General features: G+C 67.8%; 22 protein-coding genes. 8 read left to right on the top strand and 14 right to left on the bottom strand.

Annotation, left to right across the window (positions count from 1 at the left end; all coding sequences use genetic code 11):
- Positions 1-13 precede the first annotated feature (13 nt).
- The 5 genes from HV798_RS05075 to HV798_RS05055 are packed head-to-tail and all read right to left on the bottom strand — an operon-like array spanning position 14 to position 4,552.
- The gene (locus tag HV798_RS05075; RefSeq protein WP_175191803.1) at positions 14-1,036 is read right to left on the bottom strand and encodes a fumarylacetoacetate hydrolase family protein; all 1,023 of its coding nucleotides are present in this window, start codon (positions 1,034-1,036) and stop codon (positions 14-16) included.
- Positions 1,037-1,059: 23 nt separating this feature from the next.
- On the bottom strand, positions 1,060-2,019 hold the full coding sequence (locus HV798_RS05070) for an MBL fold metallo-hydrolase (RefSeq protein WP_175191804.1): 960 nt from the start codon (positions 2,017-2,019) through the stop codon (positions 1,060-1,062).
- A gap of 31 nt (positions 2,020-2,050) precedes the next feature.
- The gene (locus HV798_RS05065; RefSeq protein ID WP_175191805.1) at positions 2,051-2,644 is read right to left on the bottom strand and encodes a VOC family protein; all 594 of its coding nucleotides are present in this window, start codon (positions 2,642-2,644) and stop codon (positions 2,051-2,053) included.
- A 17-nt stretch (positions 2,645-2,661) separates the two neighbouring features.
- The gene (locus tag HV798_RS05060; RefSeq protein WP_175191806.1) at positions 2,662-2,868 is read right to left on the bottom strand and encodes a DUF2783 domain-containing protein; all 207 of its coding nucleotides are present in this window, start codon (positions 2,866-2,868) and stop codon (positions 2,662-2,664) included.
- Positions 2,843-4,552: an FAD-dependent monooxygenase gene (locus HV798_RS05055; RefSeq protein WP_175191807.1), complete on the bottom strand. Its 1,710-nt coding sequence runs from the start codon at positions 4,550-4,552 to the stop codon at positions 2,843-2,845. Before HV798_RS05055 ends, HV798_RS05060 begins: the two co-directional genes overlap by 26 nt.
- Before the next feature lie 157 nt (positions 4,553-4,709).
- On the opposite strand from HV798_RS05055, the gene HV798_RS05050 reads away from it, so the two are divergent.
- Complete coding sequence (locus tag HV798_RS05050) at positions 4,710-5,492, top strand: helix-turn-helix transcriptional regulator (RefSeq protein WP_025138130.1); 783 nt, start codon at positions 4,710-4,712, stop codon at positions 5,490-5,492.
- A 103-nt stretch (positions 5,493-5,595) separates the two neighbouring features.
- Positions 5,596-6,102: a DUF4240 domain-containing protein gene (locus HV798_RS05045; protein ID WP_175191808.1), complete on the top strand. Its 507-nt coding sequence runs from the start codon at positions 5,596-5,598 to the stop codon at positions 6,100-6,102.
- A 58-nt stretch (positions 6,103-6,160) separates the two neighbouring features.
- Here the strand turns inward: HV798_RS05045 and HV798_RS05040 are convergent, their stop codons facing one another.
- A complete protein-coding gene (locus HV798_RS05040; RefSeq protein WP_175191809.1) occupies positions 6,161-6,703 on the bottom strand; it encodes an SMI1/KNR4 family protein in 543 nt (180 codons plus the stop codon).
- A gap of 194 nt (positions 6,704-6,897) precedes the next feature.
- Here HV798_RS05040 and HV798_RS05035 point away from each other — a divergent pair, with 194 nt between their 5' ends.
- Both HV798_RS05035 and HV798_RS05030 read left to right on the top strand, forming a co-directional pair.
- Positions 6,898-8,202 (top strand): ATP-binding protein, encoded by a 1,305-nt coding sequence (locus HV798_RS05035; RefSeq protein ID WP_175191810.1) that lies wholly within the window; start codon positions 6,898-6,900, stop codon positions 8,200-8,202.
- A gap of 95 nt (positions 8,203-8,297) precedes the next feature.
- Complete coding sequence (locus HV798_RS05030) at positions 8,298-9,848, top strand: argininosuccinate lyase (protein WP_175191811.1); 1,551 nt, start codon at positions 8,298-8,300, stop codon at positions 9,846-9,848.
- A 1-nt stretch (position 9,849) separates the two neighbouring features.
- Here the strand turns inward: HV798_RS05030 and HV798_RS05025 are convergent, their stop codons facing one another.
- From HV798_RS05025 to HV798_RS05010, 4 genes are all read right to left on the bottom strand, one after another.
- Complete coding sequence (locus HV798_RS05025; protein WP_175191812.1) at positions 9,850-11,772, bottom strand: WD40 repeat domain-containing protein; 1,923 nt, start codon at positions 11,770-11,772, stop codon at positions 9,850-9,852.
- Positions 11,773-11,823: 51 nt separating this feature from the next.
- The gene (prpF, locus tag HV798_RS05020; RefSeq protein WP_175191813.1) at positions 11,824-13,008 is read right to left on the bottom strand and encodes a 2-methylaconitate cis-trans isomerase PrpF; all 1,185 of its coding nucleotides are present in this window, start codon (positions 13,006-13,008) and stop codon (positions 11,824-11,826) included.
- Positions 13,009-13,079: 71 nt separating this feature from the next.
- Positions 13,080-15,695: a Fe/S-dependent 2-methylisocitrate dehydratase AcnD gene (acnD, locus tag HV798_RS05015; protein ID WP_175191814.1), complete on the bottom strand. Its 2,616-nt coding sequence runs from the start codon at positions 15,693-15,695 to the stop codon at positions 13,080-13,082.
- Entirely contained in the window at positions 15,692-16,402 is a 711-nt protein-coding gene (locus tag HV798_RS05010; RefSeq protein WP_175191815.1) for a GntR family transcriptional regulator, read from the bottom strand. The genes acnD and HV798_RS05010 overlap by 4 nt, the downstream gene beginning before the upstream one ends.
- 219 nt (positions 16,403-16,621) lie before the next feature.
- Here HV798_RS05010 and ykgO point away from each other — a divergent pair, with 219 nt between their 5' ends.
- The 3 genes from ykgO to HV798_RS31835 are packed head-to-tail and all read left to right on the top strand — an operon-like array spanning position 16,622 to position 19,520.
- On the top strand, positions 16,622-16,762 hold the full coding sequence (gene ykgO / locus HV798_RS05005) for a type B 50S ribosomal protein L36 (RefSeq protein ID WP_025138121.1): 141 nt from the start codon (positions 16,622-16,624) through the stop codon (positions 16,760-16,762).
- 21 nt (positions 16,763-16,783) lie between these two features.
- Positions 16,784-17,899 carry an NAD(P)/FAD-dependent oxidoreductase gene (locus HV798_RS05000; RefSeq protein WP_246288584.1) on the top strand — a complete coding sequence of 372 codons (1,116 nt, stop codon included), beginning with the start codon at positions 16,784-16,786 and terminating at the stop codon, positions 17,897-17,899.
- Complete coding sequence (locus HV798_RS31835; RefSeq protein WP_175191816.1) at positions 17,880-19,520, top strand: nucleoside recognition domain-containing protein; 1,641 nt, start codon at positions 17,880-17,882, stop codon at positions 19,518-19,520. The genes HV798_RS05000 and HV798_RS31835 overlap by 20 nt, the downstream gene beginning before the upstream one ends.
- 64 nt (positions 19,521-19,584) lie before the next feature.
- Here the strand turns inward: HV798_RS31835 and HV798_RS04990 are convergent, their stop codons facing one another.
- The 3 genes from HV798_RS04990 to HV798_RS04980 all read right to left on the bottom strand — a co-directional run bounded on the left by HV798_RS04990 (position 19,585) and on the right by HV798_RS04980 (position 21,741).
- Complete coding sequence (locus tag HV798_RS04990; protein WP_115596977.1) at positions 19,585-19,752, bottom strand: hypothetical protein; 168 nt, start codon at positions 19,750-19,752, stop codon at positions 19,585-19,587.
- A gap of 70 nt (positions 19,753-19,822) precedes the next feature.
- Positions 19,823-20,890, bottom strand: coding sequence for an alginate lyase family protein (locus HV798_RS04985; protein WP_175191817.1), 1,068 nt, complete (start codon positions 20,888-20,890; stop codon positions 19,823-19,825).
- Positions 20,887-21,741 (bottom strand): alpha/beta hydrolase, encoded by an 855-nt coding sequence (locus HV798_RS04980; protein ID WP_175191818.1) that lies wholly within the window; start codon positions 21,739-21,741, stop codon positions 20,887-20,889. The genes HV798_RS04985 and HV798_RS04980 overlap by 4 nt, the downstream gene beginning before the upstream one ends.
- Positions 21,742-21,800: 59 nt before the next feature.
- On the opposite strand from HV798_RS04980, the gene HV798_RS04975 reads away from it, so the two are divergent.
- On the top strand, positions 21,801-22,274 hold the full coding sequence (locus HV798_RS04975; RefSeq protein WP_175191819.1) for a hypothetical protein: 474 nt from the start codon (positions 21,801-21,803) through the stop codon (positions 22,272-22,274).
- Here HV798_RS04975 and HV798_RS04970 read toward each other — a convergent pair.
- Positions 22,235-22,907 (bottom strand): M20/M25/M40 family metallo-hydrolase (locus HV798_RS04970; RefSeq protein ID WP_175191820.1); only part of this gene is annotated, 673 nt, incomplete at its 5' end. The two genes, HV798_RS04975 and HV798_RS04970, sit on opposite strands and share 40 nt — an antisense overlap.

Genomic DNA, 22,907 nt, shown 5'->3' with positions numbered 1-22,907 from the left:
GGCGGCGTCCTGTTCAGGCGGTGACGGCGTGGCGGGCCGGGGCCAGCGGCAGCGGGCGGGTGCCGGGAATGCGGACCTGCTGGTCGATGTCGCCAAACAGGCTGTGGCCGGCGTCGTCCTGCATGGCGATGCGCACCTGGTCGCCATGCTTGAGGAAGGGCGTGCGCATCTGGCCTTCGCGCAGTTGTTCACGCACCCGCGCTTCGACCAGGCAGCACACGCCGACGGCATCGCTGGCGTTCGAGATGGTGCCGCTGCCCACGAGCGTGCCGGCGCCCAGGCGGCGGGTGCGCGCCGCGTGCGCGATCAGCTCGCCGAAATGAAATTGCATTTCCTCGCCGGCCTGGGGCTGGCCCAGCAGTTGGCCGTTCAACCACACCTGCATCGGCCGGTGCAGCTTGCCGTCCCGCCAATAGGGGGCGAGTTCGTCGGGGGTGACCAGCACGGGCGACAGCGCCGACGCCGGCTTGCCTTGCAGAAAGCCAAAGCCCTTGCTCAATTCCGGCAACACCACGTTGCGCAGCGTGACGTCGTTGACCAGGCCCAGCAGCACCACATGATCCAGCGCCGTGTCGGCGTCCACGCCCAGCGGCACGTCGTCGGTGACCACCACGATCTCGGCTTCGAGGTCGACCCCCAGGTCTTCGCTGGCGGCGGTGATCGGGTCGCAGGGGCCCATGAAGTCGTCAGAGGCGCCCTGGTACATCAGCGGGTCGGTGCGAAACGACGGCGGCATTTCGCCGCCGCGCGCGCGCCGCGTCAGGTCGACGTGGTTGAGGTAGGCGGATGCGTCCAGCCACTGGTAGGCGCGCGGTAGCGGCGCGGCGCATTGGGTGGCATCGAACGGCTGGCCGGTGCCGCCGGCTTGCAGGTCGTCATATTCTGCTTGCAGGCGCGGCGCGCAGCGGGCCCAGTCGTCCAGGGCCTGCTGCAAGGTGGCGGCGATGTGCGGCACGGGGCGCAGGCGGGCGAGCGCGCGGTCGACGACGACCAGCTGGCCGTCGCGGGTGCCGTGGTTCAGGGTGGCAAGTTTCATGGTCGGGTTCCGTGGTGATGGCGTCAGGCGGTGAGCTCGGCCCACATTTCGCGGTCGCGCTGAGCCGTCCAGACGCGCGGCTCGGTGATGCCGCTGGCTTCGTCGAAGGCGCGCGAGATGTCAAAGGGAATGGCGTGTTCGTAGATGACGACGTGGCCGAATTCGGGGTCCATCACGCGGCGGGTGTCTTCGTAGACTTGCTTCAAGCCCTTGCCTTCGCTGACGCCCTGGCGGGCGCAGCCGTACAGCGTCTCTACCCAGCGCTTCGTGTAGCCGATGGCCTCGCGGCAGGCGTCGGGTTGCGTGAGCGCGGGGCCGCGCCCTGGTACCAGCTGGCGCGGCTGCAAGGCTTGCAGCGCATCCAGCGTGGCGGGCCAGTCGGCCAGGTAGGCGTCGCCGGTGTAGACGCCGGCATTGAATTCGACCAGGTCGCCGGAAAAACAGATGCCCTGCGATGGAATCCACACGATCGAATCGCCGCGGGTGTGGCCGGCGCCCAGATGCATCATGCGCACTTCCAGATTGCCCAGGTTCACGGTCAGTTCGCGCTCGAACACCACCGTGGGCCAGGTCAGTCCGGGGATGCCTTCGGCGGATTGGAACAATCGGGGAAAGCGGCCGATCTCGGAGTCCATGTCGGCCTGGCCGCGCTCGGCGATCAGTTCGTAGGTGCCGCGGCTGGCGAAGGTGTTGACGGCGCCTTCGGCGGCAAAGGCGGACGCGCCCAGCACGCGCACGGCGTGGTAGTGGGTCAGGGCGACGTGGCGGATGGGCTTGTCGGTGACGCCGCGAATCGCACGGATCAGGGGTTGGGCCATGACCGGCGTGGCCGTCGCGTCGACCACCATCACGCAGTCGTCGCCGATGATGACGCCGGAGTTGGGATCGCCGTCGGCGAGATAGGCGTAGGCGTTGTCGGAAAGGCGGACGAAAGACGTTTTCTTTTCGGCTACGTCGGCCTGGGAGGCAAAGGGCTTGGTCATCGTGTTCCTGTATCGGGTGGGAATGAAGGGGTCAACGGGCCTGGGCCTGGCGGGCCTGGCTGCTGGTGCCCGAGGCGCCGGGCCGCAGGCCGGCGGCCTTGTCGCGGGTCCAGTCGGCCAGGTCGTCATGGGCGCTGCGGCGCTTGCCGGCCACGTAGTCGGGGACGGGCAGGCGGGTGGTCAGTTCCAGCCGGATGCCGTTGGGGTCGAAGAAATAGAGCGAGCGGATGAAGTGGTGGTCGGTGGGGCCGACTACTTCGATGCCCTGGGTCAGCAGGCGTTGGCGCATCCGTTCCAGTTCGGCCTCGCCGCGGATTTCCATGGCGAAGTGGTTGACCCAGCGCGGGGTCGCGGGGTCGGGTTGGCTCACGGCGTTGTCGCCCAGGTCGAAGAAGGCGATGTGCGAGCGGTCGGCGAATTCAAAGAACAAGTGCACGAAGGGGCAGTGTTCGCCGGTGGACGGCACCCGTTCTTCCTTGACCACATGCACCAGCGGCAGGCCCAGGATGTCTTCGTAGAAATGCCGGGTTTCCTCGGCGTCGCGGCAGCGCCAGGCGAAGTGGTGCAGGCCCTGAATGGGCGGGCAGGCGGCGTCGGGCCGCGGGGTCTCAATGGGATGCGTCATGGCGCCGTCTCCGTGGGTCAAGGGATGTGCAGGGCAGGCGGCTCGGCACGCGCCGCGAGGATTTCATCGACGGCCGACTGCACCCGGGCCGCGTCGTCCACGGCTTCGATGAGCAGCAGCGACAGCCGCGCCAGGCTGTCGCGCTGGTCCACGGGGTTGGGCTGGTCGGTCAACGCGATCAGGCGTTCGAGCAGGTCATCAAGCTGTTGCTGTGAAGGCGGCATGTAGCGGGTCTCCGGGGAAATGCTGCAGGCCGTGGGCCGGGGCAGCGGGGAACGTCGGGATAGCGGCCTGGCCCAGCGCGGCGTCGAGCCAGGTCGTGATCTGGGCGGGGGGCAAGGCCTGCGCGTCGCCCGCCGCCATGACGTGCTGATCGGGGCGCACGAGCCAGGTTGCGCCGTCCAGGGCCACGCCAAGCTGATGCGCCAGCGCGGCGCGGCCGCGCGCATCGCACAGCGGGCTGACCGCCACCCAGCGCACCTGGCTATCGGCGTGCGTTGCGCCTGTGGCGTCGGGCGGCAAGGCATCGCCGAATACCAGCGCCGTGAACCAGGGGCCCAGCAACGCATGCAGAGACAGCCCGTCCGCCTGGCGCAGCACGATGTTGGGCAGCGCGCGTCCGGCGTGGGCATGGCTGCCGCGCACCAGCGGCGACGGCGGATACACCGCAGGCATGCACAGGCGGCCGGTGTTGATCAGGCGGGCGGCGGCCTGGTGCTGCGGCGCGAGCGCGATGATGGCGTCCCGCCACAGCGCGGCCGATCGGGCGGCGCCCGGATACACGAAGCGGGACGAGCGCCGCGCCTGGCGGATGTTTTCCATGGCCGCGTGCTTGCGCTCGTCGCTGTAGCTGTCCAGCAGGCAGGCATCGGCACGCCCTTGCAGCAGCAGCGCCAGCTTCCAGCCCAGGTTGTCGGCGTCCTGGATGCCGCCGTTGCCGCCGCGTGCGCCAAAGGGTGCGACCAGGTGGGCCGAATCGCCCGCGAACAGCACGCGGCCATGGCGCAGGCTGTCCAGGCATTCGTGGCGGTAGGCCCAGACGCCGTGCCACGCGATGTCGAAATCGACCGGCTCGCCCACCAGGTCCAGCACGCGCCGGCGCATGCCGGCTTCCGTTGCCGCCGCCTCGGCGTCTTCGTCGGGCCGCAACTGGAAATCCAGCCGCCAGGTGTCGTCGGCCATCTTGTGGCGCCAGACTGCGCGGCCATGGTTGCTGCCCGCGTCCAGCCAGGTCCAGCGTTCTTCGGGCCAGGCCGTGCCGCGCAGGACGATATCGATGATGATCCAGCGGTCTTCGGTGCGGTCGTAGACGCGCGGTTGCAGGCCCAGCATGCCGCGCACCGCGCTGTGCGCGCCGTCACAGGCCACCACCCACTGGGCGCGCGTGGCGTAGATGCCGTCGGGCGTCTGCACGCGCAGCGTGGCGGGGCCATCCGCACCGGCTTCGATGCCGGCGACGGCATTCAACCAGCGCAGGTCGGCCAGCGGTTCGCGCTGCAAGGCGTCGACCAGGAAGGCCTCCAGATAGTATTGCTGCAGGTTCACGAAGCCGTTGTGGCGCATGTCCGGCTGGTCTTGCAGCGTGAACGACGCCACCGCCTTGTCGCGGCACAGCACGCGCCCGACGTTCCAGCGCACGCCCTTGTCGACCACCGCGCTCGCCATGCCCAGCCGGTCGAAGATGTCCAGCGTGCGCTGGGCCCAGACCATGCCGCGCGAGGCCAGGCCGCGCACGCCCACCGTGTTGTCATCGTCCAGCACCACCACGGGAATGCCGCGGCGCACCAGGTCCAGCGCCAGCGTCAGGCCGGAAAGCCCGGCGCCGACGATGGCGACGGGATGCGGCTCGGCGCGCGGGCCGTCCATCTCGGCGGGCCGGATGTAGGGGTAGAGGGGAAGCTCTGTCATCGTTTTCCCTAGTGCTCTGTGGCACGGCGTGTTTGTCTCAGGGCCAAACTCTAGAAGCGCGGCGCGGGCCCGTCATGTCCTCACGGAAGAGGACACACGGACGGCCGGGGTTGACCGTAGAATCGGGAAAAACACGTCCGAACGAGGACCCAGAACCATGGAAGAGACAAGCACGCCGCTGGCTGCGGCCGGGGGGACGGACCAATGGGCCGCGTCCGCCGTGATGGACCTGGGCGGGCCGATGTTCCATGCCGCGCTGCTGCTGGCCCTGCGCGAAACGGTGGCGGCCGATCACGTCGCCCACGTGTTCTACGGGCACGACGGCTCGGTGCAGTATTCGTCGGCCGCCAGCCTCTTGAACCAGTCGCTGATCGAATGGACCACCAACGTCTACGTCGATGACCAGTTCTATCGCCGTGATCCCAACTACGCGCTGCTGCGCGACCTGGCCTGTCGGCCCGAGGGACAGCCGGACCTGATCATCCAGACGCCCGCACCCGGTCACATCCTGGATGCGGAATACCGCCGTCTGCTGTTCGAGCGGCCCGGCTTTGCCAGCAAGATTTCATTGATCGGCGCGCGCAGCGAAGGCATCAGCTACCTGAACCTGTACTTTTCGCGCACGCATTCGGCGGACGTGACCGACCTGATGCGCGGCCGCGCGCCGCTGTTGATCGCGTTGGCGCGGCGCCATCACCAGCTCTGTCGGCGCGAGGCCGCGCCGGCGCCCGTGGCCGCCTGGCCGGCCGACCTGTCGTTTCGCGAGATCCAGGTGGCGAACCTGCTGCGCCAGGGCCACACGGCCAAGGAAGTGGGCCGTGCGCTGGGCCTGTCGCCCACCACGGTGGTGACCTACAAGAACCGCATCTTCAAGAAGAGCAAGGTCGCCAGCCTGAAGGAATTCCTGGTCAAGGCGCCTGGCGATCACGTTGCCAGGTAAGTGTGGCACTCGCGTCATATTTCAGAATCTTCCAATTCCCCATGATCTGCCCGTTGTTCAAACTTGAATTCCGAAAATTTCTTCGAAACCTGGGAAATGAATAATGGAAATCAACGAATACTGGGAATTGGTCGAGAAAGCGCGCAAATCGGTCGACGATCCCGCTGACGCGCACGCCGTCGCCGAGAGCTTGAAGGAAATCATCAAGACGATGGATCTTGAAAGCATCAAGGGTGCGGCCAATGCCTATACGCAATTGACTCGTGCTGCCTACAACCTGCAGCTGTGGGGAGCTGCCTATGTGATCAATGGTGGTTGTTCCGACGATGGCTTCGACTATTTCATCGGATGGCTAATCGGGCAAGGAAAGAAGACCTACGAGAAGGCGTTGGCGGACCCTGATTGGTTGGCCAAGGTCGAGGTGGAAGCGGACGAAGCGTATTGCGAGGACATGCTTTCCGTGGCTACGCAAGCCTACGAGGAATTGACGGGTGGCTATCCGACGGGCTTGACAGTTTTTCCGCTTCCCGAGTTGGGGCCCATTTGGGATTTCGACGACGCTAAGGAGATGCGCCGCCGTTATCCGAAGTTGTACGAGAAGTTCATGTAACGTGACGCGCGATCACGCGGGGAATCGCCTTGTGTCGTGCAATTTCCCGCAGCGCCTTTCACGCCATCTTCGCGTACAGCCGGATCAAATCATCGAACGACGCAGCGACGGGCATGAACCAGCCGTCGTCGATGAAACCGTCGACCAGGGTGTCGACGTCCTGGCCTCGGATATCCAGGTCTTCGTACTCCGAGGCCATCTCGCCATCGGTGTACATGATGCGGCCCTGGTGCGTGCCCTGGCTGATTTCCACGTAGGTACAGAAGTCGCCGCCCAATCCCAGCACCGGGGCGAAAGGCAGGAAGGCACGGTTGTGAAAGCGCATTTTCGGGGTCAGCAACGCCAGGTCCAGGTGCGGGTTGCCGTTGCCGATGCCGAAAAACGTATTCATGTCGGCCAGGGCGGGCGACACGCCCGCCCGGTGGGCCTGGTCGAAATCGAAGCCGAAGCGCAGGCCGTTGCTGCGCGCCAGGAATGCCTTGTAGCCGTCGGAAAAACGCGTTTGCCAGGCTTGCTCGTAGGCCTGGATCGCGGCGCTCTCGGCGCCGGGGAACGATTGCAGGATCTTGTCCGAACGCAGGAGTTTCTCTAGCGGGTCCATGGGGTGGAAGTCCTTTCGAGGGAGGGCGCGGGAATCCGCCGGGCAGGCAGCCGAACAGCAGCCCCAGAATAGCGTGCCTTGTGGGTCACCGGTGTTTCACGATTTTTCACAAATCCCCCACAAATGGCGGCGGATCGCCACCCCGCTTTCTCCCTATGATCCCAAGCCGCCGGCTGTCGGCGCCTGGGCCTTCAATGTTCAAATTCTTCGTTCGATTCTTCATCGTGGTCGTGATCAGCCTGTGCCTGGCGTACCAACTGGTGGACAAGGGCCTGGGCAAGCTGTTCAAGCCGACGGTGGACGAGATTGCCTACCAGTCGCTGCGGGGCCAGGTCTACGAGCTGCACCAGCGGCTCGATGGCGTGGCGCCGGCCGAGCGCGAGGCCGCGCTGCGCGAACAGGTGTTGCCGCACTACGGCCTGTTGCTGCGGCTGCTGCGGTCGGACCAGGTCCGGCTGAGCGGCAACGAACGCGAGCAGCTGGAAAGCCAGGGCTTCGTGATGCGCGACGAATACAACACGCACCTGGTGCCGCTGCCCGGCGAACCCAGGCAATGGCTGGAAGTGCGCCTGCCGGGCGAAGGCCTGGTCGATACCGTGCTGACCTGGACGCTGTGGACCTTCCTGACGGTGATGGTGGGCGTGGGGTTGCTGGCGTTGTGGGCGCTGCCGATGTGGCGCGACATGGACCGGCTGCGCAATGCCGCGGTGCGAATGGGCCAGGGCGACCTGGGCATGCGGGTGCACCTGTCGCGCATTACGGGCATCCGGCACGTGGGGGAAAGCTTCAACGCCATGGCCAGCCGCATCGCCACGCTGATCGAGAACCAGCGCAGCCTGACCAACGCGGTGTCGCATGAATTGCGCACGCCCTTGGCGCGGCTGTCGTTCGAGGTGGACGTGCTGGATCGCAGCGGCCTGCCGCGCGAGCATGGCCGCGTGCTGCGCGACATGCGCGCCGATATCTCAGAACTGGAAAGCATGGTGGCCGAGCTGCTGGTGTATGCGCGGCTGGAGCGGCCGGCCGATGACGCGGTCAAGCAGGAAACCGTGGACACGCGCGACTGGCTGGGCGAGGCGCTGGCCCAGGTGGCGCACCAGGCCGATGCGCGCAATGTGCGCTGCGTGGTGGTGGAGGGGCATCCGCCGCATGTCAGCCTGAACCCGCGCTACATGAGCCGCGCGCTGTTGAACCTGGTGCAGAACGCGGTGCGCTATGCACGCGGCCGCATCGAGATCATGCTGACGCACTGTCCGCAAGGCGGTTTCGAGCTGATCGTGGATGATGACGGGCCGGGCATTCCCGCTGAAGACCGCGACAGGGTCTTCGAACCCTTCACCCGCCTGGATGAAAGCCGCGACCGCGGCACGGGCGGCGCCGGCCTGGGGCTGGCGATCGTGCAGCGCGTGGCGGCCAGCCACCGGGGCACCATTCAGGTGTTCGACAGCCCGCTGGGCGGCGCGCGTTTCGTGCTGCGCTGGGCGGCGCCTACGGGCTAGCCGGAATAATTGCATTTTGATCGCAGTCCGAGCAAAAATGGCGCTTGGCATCGGGGGCTTCCCCGGCCGACTCTCTTTCCCATAACGAGAACGCCATGAGACATTTCCTGCCCGCCCTGGGCGCAGCCCTTGTTTTTTCCCTTGGCAGCCAGGCCGCCCTGGCCCAGCAGGCGCCCGCCGCGCCGGCCGCTGCCAAGCCGCCCGCGCATGATCCGTTCTTCTGGCTGGGCGAGATCAACAAGGCCACGGCGGTGATCAACACCGACGAAGGGCTGCTGGACAAGTCCATGGCGCCGCGCCTGGCGGCCGGCGTGGCCAAGGTGATCAACGACGGCAACCAGCCCGGCGCCAAGCGGCCGGCCAGCGTCATCACGTTCGAGCCGCTGCTGATCAAGGCGGCGGGCGAAGACGTGACGCTGCTGCACGCGGGCCGTTCCAGCCAGGACATGCACGCGACCTACCGCAGCGCAATCCTGCGCGACAAGCTGCTGGAACTGGCGGATCAGCTGAACGCCACGTCCACCACGCTGGTGGAACTGGCGGCCAAGCACGCCGGCACCATCGTGCCGAACTACACCAATGGCGTGGCCGCGCAGCCGAACAGCTACGGCCACTATCTGCTGGGCCAGGCGGCGGGGCTGGCGCGCGATGCCCAGCGCATCCGCGAAGCCTATGTGCGCATCGACCGTTCGCCCATGGGCACCACGGTGCTGAACGGCACCAGCTGGCCGCTGGACAGAAAGCGCATGGCGCAATACCTGGGCTTCACGGCGCTGGTGGACAACGCCTATGACGCGTCGCAGATCTCGTCGATGGACCAGCCGGTGGAAGTGGCGTCCATCGTGACCAGCATCGCATTGCGCACGGGCAATTTCGTGGAAGACGTGATGACGCAATATGCGCAGTCGCGTCCGTGGATTCTGCTGGAAGAGGGCGGCGGCAATACCTATGTGTCCAGCGCCATGCCGCAAAAGCGCAACCCGGGCTTGCTGAACGACACGCGCAGCGATGCGTCCACGGCGGTGACGCTGGCGATGGGCCCGGTGATCCAGACGCACAACATCACCCCGGGCATGAGCGACCCCAAGGACGTGAAGCAGAATTCGGCGATGGTCGACAGCGGCATTTCGGCGCTGAAGCGCTGGGACCGCGTGCTCAAGGCCATGGTCATCAGCCCGGACCGCGCGCTGGAAGAACTGAACAGCGACTGGACGGCTTCGCAGGAACTGGCTGACGTGCTGATGCGCAAGTACAAGCTGCCGTTCCGCGACGGCCACCACTTTGCGTCGGAAGTCGTGAGCTACGCCAAGACCAACAACATCAAGCCGCTGGACTTCCCGTATGACCAGGCGCGCCGTATCTACGCCGAGGCGATGAAGGGGTCGAAGTACCCGAACGAACTGCCGATGAGCGAAGCCGAGTTCCGCTCGACGCTGGACCCGGTGGCCATCGTGAAGAACCGCGCCACCAGTGGCGGCCCGCAGCCCGCCGAGATGGACCGCATGATCAAGGAAGCCCGCGAGCAGTTGGCGTCGCAGGACAAGTGGATCAAGGAACGCCGCGCCCATATCGCCGATTCGCTGGCCAGCCTGGACAAGGCCTTTGACGCGCTGGTGGCCAGCGCGCCGAAAGAGCAGGGCAAGTAAGTCAGCGGCATTCCATCGAATACCCGCAGCGCAACTGATCGGGAATATCCTGCCCCTGCGCGGCATCGCGCAGGTCTGCCGGCACGTCCCAGCTGAGCAACTGCGCGGGTCCGTTGTTGCCCACGGGCCGGGCGTAGATCCACAACCGGTCGCCTGCCCACGAAAAGGCCATGGCGCTGACGCTGTAGTCCTTGGGGGCGCGCAGGTTGAGCCGCATCTTTCCTGCGGCCATATCCATGACCACCACGGTGGTGTCGGCGCCGCTGACGGCAAGCAGGCGGCCGTGGGCGCTGCGCGCCGCGCTGGAAGTGTAGTAGACGGCCGGGGTTTCCAGATCGAAGCGGGCCTGGCCGGTGGCCAGGTCGATGGCGCGCAGACGCCGGCCGTCAGGCGTTTCGGACAGGGCCAGGGCCCAGTTGCCGCGGCGGCTGCCGAAAAAGAGCTTGTCGGCGGTGGTCTTGAAGCTGGCGGCCACGCGGGCGGTGGCCGGATCGATGCCGTAGCCGTCGCGGTCGGCGCCCCAGAACAGGCCATCGCCGAATTGAATGGCTTCGCTGTAGCGCCACGGCAAGGCCTGTTCGAGCGCGTCGCTGGCGGCGCGGCGCAGCGACGCATCCCAGGGGCGCTGGCTCCAGCGGCCCTGGGGCGTCATGGTGTACAGCGTGTCGCCCACGCGCAGCGCGACGCCGCCACGGGCCGGCAGGGTCCAGTCGTCGATGCGGCGGTCGGGCATCGCCGTTGCCAGCGCGAACGGTGTGGCCTGGCGCTGGCCGGGCCGCCAGGCGAGCAGGACGGCTGAGCCGTCTTCACGCAGGCCTTGGCCCCAGACCTGGCCGTCGGCGGCGATCTTCAAGGTGCGCGCCATGCCGAAGCCCGCGGGACCGTTTTCGCGATCGATGGCTGTGCCGGCGCGCGGCACGTAGCGGTGCACGGCGGCGCCGGACGCCAGCAGGCTGCCGTCGGGCAGGGCGATCAGGCGCCAGCTGTCGTTGTCGTAGCGGCGCAGGTCGGATTCGTCGGCCGGCAAGGGCGTGCCCGGCAGGGTGGTTTCCGGCAACGCGGCGACGGCGGGGGCGGGCTGTGTGGTGGCGGCGGCCGCGCCGCGCGCATAGGCGTCGAAGTACGCCTGCATGATCCGGTCGGCATCGCCCTGGGGCAGGGCTTGCAGCCGCTGCGTCAGGCTGTCGATGTAGCGGTCCAGCGCCGGATCGGCGTGTTCGACGGTCTGCGCATTGCGTTCGATATGCGGATCGGGAAAGCAGGCCACGCCGATCATGCAGCTTGTCATGCGGAAATGGCGGGTCACGGTGGTGGCCGCGCCGCCGTACCAGACCAGCGTCAATGGCGCGCGGCCGGCCAGGGCAGAGACGTCCATGACGGTGCCGTAGTCGGCCTGGGTGCGGCGGGATTTCTCGCGTTCGCGCTCGAACGACCAGCGCGCCACCGGCTGCGAGAAGAACGGCAGCGACTTGATGGCTTCGTCGGCATAGTCGGGCTGGCGGGCGATGGCCTGGCGGAAGGCGTCGCGTTCGTCGGCGGTGATGACGCCCGCGGCCAGCGCCTTGTCCAGGACCGGGGTGGCGTGGCCGCTGGCCTGGCCATCCAGCGCCTGTTTCACGGCGGGCAGGTGGCGCGCCGCGACCTGCGCCCAATAGAACTCCATGGCCGAAACGGGGGCGCTGTCGTCGCGCTGGCTGAAGCCGCCCAGGCCCGGGTCAGACAGGCCTTTTTCAAGGTCGGCCTTGACCGCCGCGTAGGGCTGGGGAATCAGGTAATAGCGGCCGTGGACGTAGGTGGCGCCCGGCGCGGGCTGCATCAGGATCGGGGTGGCGTCGGCGGCGGCAGCGGCCGACGCGACCAGTGCGGCGCTGGCCAGGCCAGCCTTGATTCCGCGCAGCGCGCGCGGGGCGCGAGGAAATGCCATGGAGGAGTCCGTCGGTAGGGGGCTGCGGCAGAGAATACCGCAGCCCGGACCTTAGAACCCGACGCGCGGCACGTGCACGCGGCCTTCCATCAGCACGCGGGCGCTGCGGCTCATGATGGCCTTGGTGACGGTCCATTCGCCGTCGACCAATTGGGCCTCGGCGCCCACGCGCAGCGTGCCCGACGGGTGGCCGAAGCAGACCTGGTCGCGCTGGCCGCCGCCGGCCGCCAGGTTGACCAGCGTGCCGGGCACGGCGGCGGCGGTGGCGATGGCGACCGACGCGGTGCCCATCATGGCGTGGTGCAGCTTGCCCATGGACAGCGCGCGCACCAGCACGTCGATGTCATCGGCGCCGATGGGCTTGCCGCTGGACGCGGTGTAGGCCTTGGGGCCGGCCACGAAAGCGACCTTGGGCGTGTGCTGGCGGGCGGCGGCTTCTTCCAGGGACTTGATCAGGCCCATGCGCAGCGCGCCGTGGGCGCGGATGGTCTCGAAGCGAGCCAGCGCGGCGGCGTCGCCATTGATGTCGTCCTGCAGTTCGGCGCCGCTATAGCCCAGGGCGTCGGCATTCAGGAAGATGGTGGGAATGCCGGAGTTGATCATGGTGGCCTTGAAGGAGCCCACGCCGGGCACTTCCAGGTCGTCCACCAGGTTGCCGGTGGGGAACATCGAGCCGCCGTCGCCTTCTTCGGCCGGGTTCATGAATTCCAGCTGCAGCTCGGCCGCGGGGAAGGTCACGCCGTCCAGTTCGAAGTCGCCGGTTTCCTGCACGGCGCCGTCGGTGATGGGTACGTGGGCGATGATGGTCTTCTGGATGTTGGCCTGCCAGATGCGCACCACTGCGATGCCGTTCTGCGGAATGCGGGCCGGGTCGATCAGGCCGTTGGTGATGGCGAAGGGGCCGACCGCGGCGGACAGGTTGCCGCAGTTGCCGCTCCAGTCGACGAAGGCCTGGTCGATCGAGACCTGGCCGAACAGGTAATCCACGTCGTGGTCGGGGCGGGTGCTCTTGCCGACGATGACGGTCTTGCTGGTGCTGGAGGTGGCTGCGCCCATGCCGTCGATCTGCTTGCCGTAGGGGTCCGGGCTGCCGATGACGCGCATCAGCAGCGCGTCGCGGGCCGGGCCCGGCACGCGGGCGGCTTCGGGCAGGTCGTCCAGCTTGAAGAACACGCCTTTGCTGGTGCCGCCGCGCATGTAGGTGGCGGGAATCTTGATCTGGGGTGCGTGGGCCATGGGGCAGTCCTGGTGTCTTGAATGTGGGCGGCGGGCGCGCGGGGCGCCCGCCTTGATGAGGGTTGCGGAGATCAGCCGGCCTGCTTGGCCGAGCCGGCCGATTCGGCCTCCAGGAAGTCCTGGGCAAAGCGCTGCAGCACGCCGCCGGCTTCGTAGATGGAGACTTCCTCGGCGGTGTCCAGGCGGCAGGTCATCGGCACCTGCAGCGTTTCGCCGTTGCGCCGGTGCACGACCAGCGTCAGGTCGGCGCGCGGCTTGCGTTCGCCGGCCACGTCGTAGGTCTCGGTGCCGTCCAGGCCCAGCGTCTTGCGGTTCACGCCCGGCTTGAATTCCAGCGGCAGCACGCCCATGCCGATGAGGTTGGTGCGGTGGATGCGTTCGAAGCCTTCGGCGGCAATGGCTTCAACGCCGGCCAGACGCACGCCCTTGGCGGCCCAGTCGCGCGACGAACCCTGGCCGTAGTCGGCGCCCGCCACGATGATGAGCGGCTGCTTGCGGTCCATGTAGGTTTCGATGGCTTCCCACATGCGCATCTCTTTGCCCTCGGGTTCCACGCGTGCCAGCGACCCCTGTTTGACCGTGCCGTCCGCGTTCTTCACCATTTCGTTGAAGAGCTTGGGGTTGGCGAAGGTGGCGCGTTGCGCCGTCAGGTGGTCGCCGCGGTGGGTGGCGTACGAGTTGAAGTCCTCTTCGGGCAGGCCCATCTTGTGCAGGTATTCGCCCGCGGCGCTGTCCATCAGGATGGCGTTGGACGGCGACAGGTGGTCGGTGGTGATGTTGTCGCCCAGCACGGCCAGCGGCAGCATGCCGCGCAGCGTGCGCGCGCCGGCCAGCGCGCCTTCCCAGTACGGCGGACGGCGGATGTAGGTGCTTTGCGCACGCCAGGCGTACAGCGGGCTGACGCCGGCCTGGCGCTCGTTCTGGATGCCGAACATGGGCGCGTAGACCTTGCGGAACTGCTCGGGCTTGACGGCGGCCTTGACCGTGGCGTCGATCTCGGCATCGGTGGGCCAGATGTCCTTCAGGCGGATCTCGCGGCCATCGGCGGTGGTGCCCAGCACGTCGCGTTCGATGTCGAAGCGGATGGTGCCGGCGATGGCATAGGCCACCACCAGCGGCGGCGAGGCCAGGAAGGCCTGCTTGGCGTAGGGGTGGATGCGGCCGTCGAAGTTGCGGTTGCCGGACAGCACGGCGGTGGCGTACAGGTCGCGGTCGATGATTTCCTGCTGGATCACGGGGTCCAGCGCGCCCGACATGCCGTTGCACGTGGTACAGGCAAACGCCACCACGCCGAAGCCGAGCTTTTCCAGGTCTTCGGTCAGGCCGGCTTCGTCCAGGTACAGGGCCACGGCCTTCGAACCAGGCGCCAGCGAACTCTTGACCCAGGGCTTGCGGGTCAGGCCGGCGCGGTTGGCGTTGCGCGCCAAGAGGCCGGCGGCGATGACGTTGCGCGGGTTGCTGGTGTTGGTACAGCTGGTGATGGCGGCGATGATGACGGCGCCGTCGGGCATCAGGCCGGGCTGGTTTTCGACCACGCCGGAAATGCCGCGTTCGGCCAGGTCGGCCACCGGCAGGCGGCGATGCGGGTTGGACGGGCCAGCCAGGGTGCGCACCACGGTCGACAGGTCAAAGCGCAGTACGCGTTCGTATTCGGCGGTCTTCAGGCTGTCGGACCACAGGCCCGCGGTCTTGGCGTAGGTTTCCACCAGCGCGATCTGCTCGTCTTCGCGGCCGGTCAGGCGCAGGTAGTCGATGGTCTGCTGGTCGATAGAGAACATCGCGGCGGTGGCGCCGTATTCGGGCGCCATGTTCGAGATGGTGGCGCGGTCGCCCAGCGTCAGGCTGGCGGCGCCTTCGCCGTAGAACTCCAGGTAGGCGCCCACGACCTTTTCCTTGCGCAGGAATTCGGTCAGCGTCAGCACCACGTCGGTAGCGGTGATGCCGGGTTGGGCGCGGCCGGACAGTTCGACGCCGATGATGTCGGGCAGGCGCATCCACGAGGCGCGGCCCAGCATGACGTTTTCGGCTTCCAGGCCGCCCACGCCGATGGCGATGACGCCCAGCGCATCCACGTGCGGGGTGTGGCTGTCGGTGCCGACCAGCGTGTCGGGGAAGGCCACGCCGTCTTGCGTGTAGATCACCGGCGACATCCGCTCCAGGTTGATCTGGTGCATGATGCCATTGCCCGGGGGCACGACTTCGATGTTGCGAAAGGCCTGCTTGGTCCAGTCGATGAAGTGGAAGCGGTCTTCGTTGCGGCGGTCTTCGACCGCGCGGTTCTTCTCGAAGGCATCGGGATCGTTGCCGCCGTATTCCACGGCCAGCGAGTGGTCGACGATCAACTGCACCGGCACCACCGGGTTGACCTTGGCGGGGTCGCCGCCCTTGTCGGCGATGGCGTCGCGCAGGCCGGCCAGGTCGACCAGCGCGGTCTGGCCCAGGATGTCATGACAGACCACGCGGGCCGGATACCACGGAAAGTCCAGGTCGCGGCGGCGTTCGATCAGCTGCTTGAGCGCATCGGTCAGCATCGCGGGGTCGCAGCGGCGCACCAGGTTCTCGGCGTGCACGCGCGAGGTATAGGGCAGGCGGTCGTAGGCGCCAGGCGAAATGGCGTCCACGGCGGCGCGGGTGTCGAAGTAGTCCAGGCGGGTGCCGGGCAGGGGCTTGCGATAGGATTTGTTCATGCCTCGGTGCGCTTCAGGTTGCCCTGAGCGATCTGATTTTCGATGTTGAGACGGGATGCGCGGATGTGGCGGCGCATCAGGAGTTCAGCCAGCTCGCCATCGCGGTCGGCGATGGCGTCAAGAATGCGGTGGTGCTCGGCATACGACTGCCGGGGGCGATTCGGGGTGGTCGAATACTGGATGCGGTACATGCGCGCCAGTTGGTAGAGCTCGTCGCAGAGCATGCGAAACAGCATTTCGTTGCCGCTGCCTTTGACGATGCGGTAGTGGAAGTCGTAGTCGCCCTCCTGTTGGTAGTAGCCGATGCCCGCCTGGAAGGCCTCGTCTTTTTCGTGGGCTTGCAGCACCTGGCGCAGTTCTTCGATTTCCGCGGGCGGCATGCGGTCTGCGGCCAGGCGGCAAGCCATGCCTTCCAGGGATTCGCGGATTTCATACAGCTCGGCCAGCTCTTTGGGGCTGAGCGACACGACGCGGGCGCCGGCATGCGGCACGCGCACCAGCAGCTTCTGGCCTTCCAGCCGGTGCAGGGCCTCGCGCAGCGGGCCCCGGCTGACGCCGTGGATGCGCGCCAGTTCCGGTTCGGAGATCTTGCTGCCGGGGGCGATTTCGCCTTTGACGATGGCGGACTGGATCTTGCGGAAGATGTGTTCCGCCAGGGTCTCGTTATCGCCAGGCTCGGCGCTGGGTAGCGTCAGCACTTTGCTCATTGTGTCAACAATCTGTTCTTTATCTGGGTGAAAACCCGGTGTAAGTCGCCTTTGGGCGATAGATTGTCAACAATTTACCCGCGAGGCGGGACGGCTGCAAGCCCTGGTTTTGAATGCAGCGTGACAAATGGAATGTTATTACATATCATTATTGTCTGGCCGCTGATCCCGCTGACGCGAGATCGGGGTCTGCATTTCCCCTTCCTTCCGGAGCCCCGCATGAAAGTCCTTTCCTCTCTCAAAGACGCCAAGACCCGCCACCGGGACTGCCAGGTCGTCAAGCGCCGCGGGCGCATCTACGTGATCTGCAAGTCCAACCCGCGCTTCAAGGCGCGCCAGGGCGGCGCAAAAAACAAGTAACGGCGCATTGTGCAATCGAACGTGCTTGACGTTGCCGTGGTGGGCGCCGGCCCCGCCGGGATCGGCATGGCGATCGCATTGGCGCGGCACGGGGTGCGGCGGTGTGTGGTGATCGACCGGCACCAGGTGGGCGCCTCGTTCCTGGCGTGGCCGCAGGAAACGCGTTTCATCACGCCGTCGTTCTACAGCAATCCGTTTGGCCTGGCGGACTTGAATGCCGTGACCGAGACCAGTTCGCCGGCCTTGTCTGCGGGCATGGAACACCTGGACGGTCCGCGTTATGCGCAATACCTGGAACGGGTGGCACAGGCCCATGAGGTGCCTTTGGCGCTGGGGTGCGATGTGACCGGACTGACGCGCGGGCCGCGCGGCGAGTTTCGGCTGGACACCTCCAAGGGCACAGCGCTGGCGCGGTCGGTGGTGTGGGCGACGGGCGAATACCAGTATCCCGACCTGCGGCCCTTCGCGGGGGCACAGGGTTGCGTGCACTACGCCGAGGTGGACAGCTGGTCTGCTTTCGATGGCGACGAATACCTGGTGATCGGCGGCTATGAAAGCGGCGTGGACGCGGCCGTGAACCTGGTGGCCGGCGGTGCCCGCGTGCAATTGCTGGCGCGCAAGTCGACCTGGGACCCGGCCAGTCCGCACGACCCCAGCCTGTCGCTGTCGCCGTACAGCCGCCAGCGGCTGTACCAGGCGCTGGACAGCGGCCGGCTGCAGATCGCGTTCGGGGTCAATGTGCTGGAGGTGCGGCGCGAGGCCGCGGGCTTCGTGGCGCTGGCCGAGGACGGCCGCGTGTTTGCCAGCGCGCACGAGCCGATCCTGGGCACCGGCTTTCTGCGGGGCGGCGGCGCGCAGTTGATCCGTGAATGCTTCGACTGGACGCCCGATGGCCGGCCCGTATTGAGCGCGCATGACGAATCCACGCTGACGCCCGGCCTGTTCCTGGCGGGGCCGCAGGTGCGGCAGGACCGCCGCATCTATTGCTTCATCTACAAGTTCCGCCAGCGCTTTGACGGCGTGGCGCGGATGGTGGCGCAGCACCTGGGCCTGCCCGCGCAAGACGATGCGCCCGCGGCGGGTGCCTGGGGCCCGTTCGGCAACGCGGATTGCTGCGATGACGCCTGCGAATGCTGACACGGTGGTGTTGGCTGGCCTGGAGAACGCGGGCAAGTCGGCGCTGTTTCGCAGCCTGACGGGCCAGGCGGTCGGCGACGAGAACAACGTGCCGGGGTCCACCGTGGCCTGCCGCGAGGCCTGGCTGCACGATACCGGTACCCGGCTGGTGGATACGCCGGGCGTGCGGTTGCGCGAAGACAGCGCCGCCACCCGACTGGCCCTGGCACGGCTGACGCCCGCCGCCGTGGTGGCGGTGGTGATGCGCGTGACCGATGCGCCGACGCGCATGCGCGAACTGCTGGCCGCGCTGGCGGGAACGCGGCGCGTCTGCGTGGTGCTGACCTTTGCCGACAAATGCGACAACGGGCCCGCGTTGGCCGCGCGTTGCGGCGCCGCGCTGGGTGTGCCGGTGGCGGCCATCAACGCCCGCGCACCCGCGGCGCAGGAACTGGCCGCCGTGCATGCGGCGCTGGCGGGAGCGGTCTTGCTGCCCGCCGCACCCGCGCCGCTGGTGGCCTGGCGGGCCGCGGGATTGCGCCGGCCGCAGCGCACGCCGTTCGACCACGCGCGGTTGGGTGCGTGGTGGGCATTGCTGGCGCTGCTGTCGATGTTTGCGTTGCCGGTGGTACTGGCCTACCTGCTGTCCGGATGGCTGCAACCCTTGGCCGATGCCGCGCTGGTGCAGCCGCTGACCCACGCCCTGGCAGCCACGCCGGCCGCGTTGCAGACGGTGCTGGTCGGCAGCTATGGTTTGGTCAGCCTGGGGCTGTATTCATTCATCTGGGCGTTTCCAGTGGTGGCGCTGATCGGCGTGTCGATGGCGCTGTCCGAAGAAAGCGGGCTGAAGGACCGCATGACCGCAGCGCTGGACCCGGCGCTGCGGCACATCGGCCTGAGCGGACGCGACCTGATCCCGGTGCTGTCGGGCTTTGGCTGCAATGTGGTGGCCACGTTCCAGAGCCGGGGCTGCTCGGCCTGCACGCGGCGCGCCTGCGTCAGCCTGATCGCGTTCGGTTCGGCGTGCAGTTACCAGATCGGCGCGACGCTGTCGGTGTTCGGCGCGGCCGGGCGGCTGTGGCTGTTTGCGCCGTACCTGTTCCTGCTGTTCGCCGTCGGCGCCGTGCACACGCGGCTGTGGCATGGCGCGCTGCGGGCCGATGCCGCCGCGCCGCTGTCCGGTCAGGCGTATCTGCAATGGCCGTCGTGGCGCGGGGTGGCATGGCGTCTGCGCGCCGTGCTGGCGCAATTCCTGAAGCAGGCGATGCCGGTGTTTCTGCTGATCTGCCTGTTCGCTTCCTTGCTGCAAGGCGTGGGCGCGATCCAGGCGCTGTCGTCGTGGATGGCCGCGCCCATGGCGGCGCTGGGCCTGCCGGCGCAGGCGGCGGGCGGGGTGGTGTTTTCGCTGTTGCGCAAGGATGGCCTGCTGGCGCTGAACCAGGGGCAGGGCGCGCTGCTGGCGCAACTGACGGCGGCGCAGACCTTCGTGCTGGTGTGGTTGGCGTCCACCTGTTCGGCGTGCCTGGTGACGCTATGGACCGTTGGCCGCGAACTGGGGGCACGCCATGCCTGGGGCCTGGCCGGACGGCAGGCGGCGACGTCGCTGGCGTCGGCGTGGGTGCTGGCGCAGGTGTTGATCTGATGCGGCCAAGCCGGCGGCCGGCTGACGCCAGGGAAGGCGGGCCGGCGCAGGCAAGGGCGAGTGATTACGGACCGGTGTCCGGATAGTTCGGGCCGGCGTCGCGGAAGCCGCCGCTGCTGTAGGGGTTGACGGCGCCGGGGTGCGGCGGGCCGCCAGGGCCCAGGGACGAACAGCCGCCCAGGATAAGCAGGGCGGCCAGCAAAGCCAGCGCGCGTGTCGTGGTGGGTTTCATGGTGATCTCCGGCGGCTGCCCCTCGGCGGCCGCGTACAGCCTATGGTTGCGCTTCCAGTTTACGCCTGTGTCAGGGTTTGGGCACGATGCCGTGGCGGGCCATCAGGGTCAGGTTGCCGCCCAGCCGGGGGTCCTTGAATGGCCCCTCGGCATGCATGGCGTCGAAGTCGTGCGGGTCGGCGGCATGCTGGCGGTAGAACTCGACCCAGCCGCTGCTGCCATGTGGCCGTTCGGCCTCTTGCGCCGTGCCGGCGTGCTGGGCGAACCAGGCGCTGTCGCGATAGCCATCCGCCACGCGGCGTGCCAGTAGGCCCAGCGCGCCATCGCGGTAGGTGTACCAGTTCTGTCCGGTTTCGTAAGCCAGTTCGGCCATCATGACCAGCGGGGCGGCGGCGTAGTCGTGATAGTGCAGGGCGCGGCGGCCGCGCGCCATTTCCATGGGCAGGCTGCCGTCGGGCTGGATGTCGTCCACGCCCTTGCGGTAAATGGCCTGCGCGCTGCGCAGCAGGTCGGCATCGTGGGTGGCCACCGCCGTGGCCATGATGCCGACGCCGGTCCAGTAATAGTGGTTGTTGCGTTTGTGCCGGGCATCGTCCCAGTAGGCCAGGTTGACGCGGGACAGTTGCTTGAGCCAGGGTTCGATGACGCCCCGCTGCGCCGGCGTGGCCAGCGGCAAGGTCTTCAGGTAGGCCAGGGCAGCGGCGCCGTGCGTCCATTGGCGCAGGTAGTCGGGCTGGTCGTTGTTGTCGCGGATCATCCGGCCCAGCATCGCGCCATCTTGCGCCCACGCGGCCAGCCAGGCCTGGGCGCAGCGGCCGGCGGCGGCGTCGTTGTCGGCCAGGTAGGCGTCGGACATCGTGGCGATGCGCTGCGCGTAGTCGTCCAGGGGGCGCGTCTGGGCGCGGTTGCGGGCCTGTAATTGCGGATCGATCTTTGAGTGGGCCGCATCGGTGTAGTAGCCCGTGCCTTGCAGGTCGCGCGGCCCGGGAGGCGGCGTTGGGCATTGTGTGGCGGCCGCCAGCGCCTGCGCACCGGCCAGGGCCAGCAGCAGACCGGTTGCGTATCGCCAGCGGGGCGACAGGCGGCGCGAGGGGGCCGGCGGGACGCCCGCAATGGATCGGCGCAAAGGCAGTGTCATCTTGTTTTCTCTGTCGTCTGGCGCCGCAACTGCGCATCGATGAAATCCAGAATCACCCGGGTTTCTTCGTTGTCGGCGCCCACGTCGGAATTGATCTGGCCGTGGTCGCGGGCCACCGGCAGCACCTGGGCGTGGCCGCCCTGGGCAGTCAGCCGGTCGGCATATTCCTGCGTGCGTTGGCACGAGAAGCGCCGCAGCGTCGAGCACACCAGCAAGGTGGGGGGATTGGGGCCGCTCAGGTGTTCGGCGGGCGATGCCGGCAGCCAGCGGGCGGGATCGGTGCCGAACGCGTCTTCATAGAACGAGGCATGTTCCTGCGACATGATTTCGGGCAGGTCGAAGGCCGCGCCGTCCAGGATGACGCTGGCAAGCCAGGGGTGTGCGCCCGTGCGCTGGCGCAGGGCGTCGTCGGCGGCCAGCAAGGCCAGCAGATGGCCGCCGGACGAATGCCCCATGAGCAGGATGCGGTTGGGGTCGGCATGCCAGGCGACGGCCTGCCGTTGAATCCAGGCGACGGCCAGGCCCAGGTCTTCGGCCTGCGCCTCGGGCCGGGCCGCGGGCAGCATGCGGGTGTTGACCGAGACGACCACGAAACCCAGGGGCAGCCAGCGCACCAGCTTGTGGTCGATGACGACGGGTTCGGCCTTGTCGCCGTACAGCCACGAGCCGCCGTGCACCATCACCAGGATGGGCGCCGCCGCGGGCGACGCGGCGGCCGTGTCGGGAAGGTAGACGTCGGCCAGCTGCGCGGCATCTGGGCCGTAGCGCAGGTCTTTCTGGGGGGCGGCCAGACAGATGCCGGGCGACGTGCAGGCCAGCGCAAGCGCACAGAGAAATCGGATCGCCTGCATGGTAGGCCCGAAGGGAAAGGGATACCGGATAATGTAGCTTTTTGCCGGCCTTCCTGCCCATGTTCAAGCTGTTTTCGCAGCTTTGCGATGCCCTGTTGCTTGCCGCCGCCGCGGCCCTGTTCGGCGCCTGCCTGACCGCCAAATTGCAGACCGGGTCGTACGGCCTGGCGATTCCCGATGCGCCCTATCTGTACGAGCGGTCGGACTTCTTTCTGGATGCGTCATTCGCCGGGCTGGCGGCCTGGCTGGCGCTGGTTGTGGCCGAACGGTTTACGCCGTTGGGCCGGTCTGCCAGCGGCCGCGCCGCGGCCGGCATGGGGGCGACGCTGCTGGCCATTTATCTGGGGCCGCCGGCCCCGATCGTGTTCGGCAACACCTGGGCGCGCTGGGAACCGACCTTTGAATTGTTCCTGGCCCAGTGGGATATCGCGTTGCCGCTGGCGGTGGCGGTCGTGGCGGCGCGCCAGGGCATTCGCAAGCTGGCGTCCGTCATTTACCCGCGCAGCACCCGATCCAGTTCCAGCACCGTCTGATACAGCACGCGCGTGCCGTCCAGCAGCTGGGCGGGTTCGATCCATTCTTCGGGGCAGTGGCTGCGGCCGTTCAGGCAGGGAATGAAGATCATGCCGATGGGGCCGGTGGGCGCCATGTAGACCGCGTCGTGGCCCGCGCCGCTGGGCAGCCGCATGCTGGCGTAGCCCAACTGGTCGGCGGCGGCCTTCACTGCGTCCATGACTAGCGGCGCGCAGTCGGTGGGCTGGGCGCGGCTCAGCTGGGTGAAGCCGGCGGTCAGGCGCAGCGCCTTCAGGTCGTCGGCCACCGAGGCCATCAGCGTTTCGGGAAACGCGTCCAGCACCGCATTGCTGTCGCTGCGCATTTCCAGCGTCAGTTCGACGCGGCCGGGCACGGCGTTGGCGGCGTTGGGCGTCATGGCCAGTTTGCCCACCGTGGCCACCACGTAATGCGGATTGCCGCTGGCGGCGCTGGCCTGGCGGCTGGCGGCGTCGATGAGGCGGGCCGCGCCCACCAGGGCATCGCGGCGGATGTCCATGGGCGTGGTGCCGGCGTGGTCGGGCTGGCCTTCGACCACGATCTGCACGCGGCGGATGCCGACGATGTTGGTGACCACGCCGATGGGCAGCTGGCGGCTTTCCAGCACGGGGCCC

The sequence above is a fragment of the Achromobacter deleyi genome (genome assembly GCF_902859705.1).
Lineage (GTDB): Bacteria > Pseudomonadota > Gammaproteobacteria > Burkholderiales > Burkholderiaceae_B > Achromobacter > Achromobacter deleyi.
Note: the sequence above shows the minus strand (reverse complement) of the source record. Positions and strands in the feature narration are given on the sequence as shown.

What these genes read in the sequence shown, in the direction of transcription:
- ykgO (WP_025138121.1), top strand. Translation starts at nt 16,622, where the DNA reads ATGAAAGTCCTTTCCTCTCTCAAAGACGCCAAGACCCGCCACCGGGAC.
- HV798_RS05050 (WP_025138130.1), top strand. Translation starts at nt 4,710, where the DNA reads ATGGAAGAGACAAGCACGCCGCTGGCTGCGGCCGGGGGGACGGACCAA.
- HV798_RS04975 (WP_175191819.1), top strand. Translation starts at nt 21,801, where the DNA reads ATGTTCAAGCTGTTTTCGCAGCTTTGCGATGCCCTGTTGCTTGCCGCC.
- HV798_RS05070 (WP_175191804.1), bottom strand. Translation starts at nt 2,019, where the DNA reads ATGACCAAGCCCTTTGCCTCCCAGGCCGACGTAGCCGAAAAGAAAACG.
- HV798_RS05065 (WP_175191805.1), bottom strand. Translation starts at nt 2,644, where the DNA reads ATGACGCATCCCATTGAGACCCCGCGGCCCGACGCCGCCTGCCCGCCC.
- HV798_RS05075 (WP_175191803.1), bottom strand. Translation starts at nt 1,036, where the DNA reads ATGAAACTTGCCACCCTGAACCACGGCACCCGCGACGGCCAGCTGGTC.
- HV798_RS05060 (WP_175191806.1), bottom strand. Translation starts at nt 2,868, where the DNA reads ATGCCGCCTTCACAGCAACAGCTTGATGACCTGCTCGAACGCCTGATC.
- HV798_RS04990 (WP_115596977.1), bottom strand. Translation starts at nt 19,752, where the DNA reads ATGAAACCCACCACGACACGCGCGCTGGCTTTGCTGGCCGCCCTGCTT.
- HV798_RS04985 (WP_175191817.1), bottom strand. Translation starts at nt 20,890, where the DNA reads ATGACACTGCCTTTGCGCCGATCCATTGCGGGCGTCCCGCCGGCCCCC.
- HV798_RS05055 (WP_175191807.1), bottom strand. Translation starts at nt 4,552, where the DNA reads ATGACAGAGCTTCCCCTCTACCCCTACATCCGGCCCGCCGAGATGGAC.
- prpF (WP_175191813.1), bottom strand. Translation starts at nt 13,008, where the DNA reads ATGGCCCACGCACCCCAGATCAAGATTCCCGCCACCTACATGCGCGGC.
- HV798_RS04980 (WP_175191818.1), bottom strand. Translation starts at nt 21,741, where the DNA reads ATGCAGGCGATCCGATTTCTCTGTGCGCTTGCGCTGGCCTGCACGTCG.
- HV798_RS31835 (WP_175191816.1), top strand. Translation starts at nt 17,880, where the DNA reads ATGACGCCTGCGAATGCTGACACGGTGGTGTTGGCTGGCCTGGAGAAC.
- HV798_RS05045 (WP_175191808.1), top strand. Translation starts at nt 5,596, where the DNA reads ATGGAAATCAACGAATACTGGGAATTGGTCGAGAAAGCGCGCAAATCG.
- acnD (WP_175191814.1), bottom strand. Translation starts at nt 15,695, where the DNA reads ATGAACAAATCCTATCGCAAGCCCCTGCCCGGCACCCGCCTGGACTAC.
- HV798_RS05040 (WP_175191809.1), bottom strand. Translation starts at nt 6,703, where the DNA reads ATGGACCCGCTAGAGAAACTCCTGCGTTCGGACAAGATCCTGCAATCG.
- HV798_RS05010 (WP_175191815.1), bottom strand. Translation starts at nt 16,402, where the DNA reads ATGAGCAAAGTGCTGACGCTACCCAGCGCCGAGCCTGGCGATAACGAG.
- HV798_RS05025 (WP_175191812.1), bottom strand. Translation starts at nt 11,772, where the DNA reads ATGGCATTTCCTCGCGCCCCGCGCGCGCTGCGCGGAATCAAGGCTGGC.
- HV798_RS05030 (WP_175191811.1), top strand. Translation starts at nt 8,298, where the DNA reads ATGAGACATTTCCTGCCCGCCCTGGGCGCAGCCCTTGTTTTTTCCCTT.
- HV798_RS05035 (WP_175191810.1), top strand. Translation starts at nt 6,898, where the DNA reads ATGTTCAAATTCTTCGTTCGATTCTTCATCGTGGTCGTGATCAGCCTG.